This window comes from Leptospira ainazelensis, from assembly GCF_016918785.1.
GTDB lineage: Bacteria > Spirochaetota > Leptospiria > Leptospirales > Leptospiraceae > Leptospira > Leptospira ainazelensis.
Window position 1 is genome coordinate 1 of record NZ_JAFFPT010000093.1, and the last position, 1,246, is coordinate 1,246.

The 1,246-nt window shown below is 40.0% G+C and carries 1 pseudogene; it reads left to right on the plus strand.

The annotated features are described in order from the left end of the window. Nucleotides 1-70: 70 nt before the first annotated feature. Nucleotides 71-1,217, plus strand: a pseudogene (locus JWG44_RS22165) (IS3 family transposase). Nucleotides 1,218-1,246: the final 29 nt, after the last annotated feature.

Here is a 1,246-nt window from a genome sequence, read left to right on the forward strand (position 1 = left end):
GTTCGAGGCGCATTAACCTAGTTACGTAAAAGTAGACACCTTTTTCGCTCGAAACGAGGAAAAGGTAAAGATGAGTAGAAAAGGCAAATACTCCCCGGAGTTTAAAGAACAGGCCGTAAAACGAACGCTTTCTGGTTCATTTACTATAAAAGAAGTTTCCCAATCATTAGGAGTCAGCTATTTTGTGCTGCGACAATGGAAGGCAGAATACTTGAAAAAGTCTGACGAACAAAATCCCCCGACAGATAAGCAGATCAAAGAGAGCGAAGAGCTAAAGAAACTCCGTAAAGAAAATCTTAAACTTAAAGAAGAGAATGCTATTCTAAAAAAGTTTGCAGCCATGCTTTCACGGGAACAAAATCCAGATTAGAGTTTATGGAAACTCACAGGAAAGAGTTTCGGATCACGAGCATGGCGGAAGCGCTGGATATATCTCGGACTTATTATTATAAGTTTGTAAAACGTTGCAAAAACGAATTGGATAGGCTTGATCCAGTCTTGGTTGATTTCCTTCATGAGACTTGGCTCAAGAGCAAAAAGAACTATGGCTTAGTCGTCTCTTGGACGAAGTTCGGAAATCCTCTTTCCCTTATGGAGCTAGGAAAGTTCGTAAAGTGATGAAATTGTGTAATATTAGAGGAAAACAAGAGAAACGGTTCAAGATATTCACGACTGATTCTGATCACTCAGAACGAACGGCTCCCGATTTGGTAAAGCGTGATTTCAACGCGGTGTCTAAGAATCAACGGTGGGTATCGGATATAACGTTTATAAGATGTCTCTCAGGCTGGTTTTACCTTTGCGTGATCATAGACTTATATTCGAGAAAAGTAGTCGGTTGGTCTCTCGGCAACAAGAATGATTCTGGCCTAGTAACTAGTACGCTTGTGAAGGCTATCGAATCCAGAAATCCAACAAGGGGTTTAATTTTCCATTCGGACCGAGGATCCAATTATTGCTCTCGTCAAGTTCGTGAGCTTCTGTCTTTAAATAAAATCAGGAGGAGCAATAGTAGAAAAGGGAATTGTTGGGACAACGCTGTTGCAGAGTCTTTCTTCGGCTCCCTTAAAAGAGAAATGGAATATAACGTCTTCCATAATATCGAAGAAGCTACTTCAGTTTTCTTTGATCATATAGAAGTATTTTATAATAGACAAAGGTCTCACTCCTTTTTAGGATACGTGAGTCCTGCGGAATTTGAAGAACGAATTGCTTAAAAAGTGTCTCCAAAAACGTAACTAGGCTA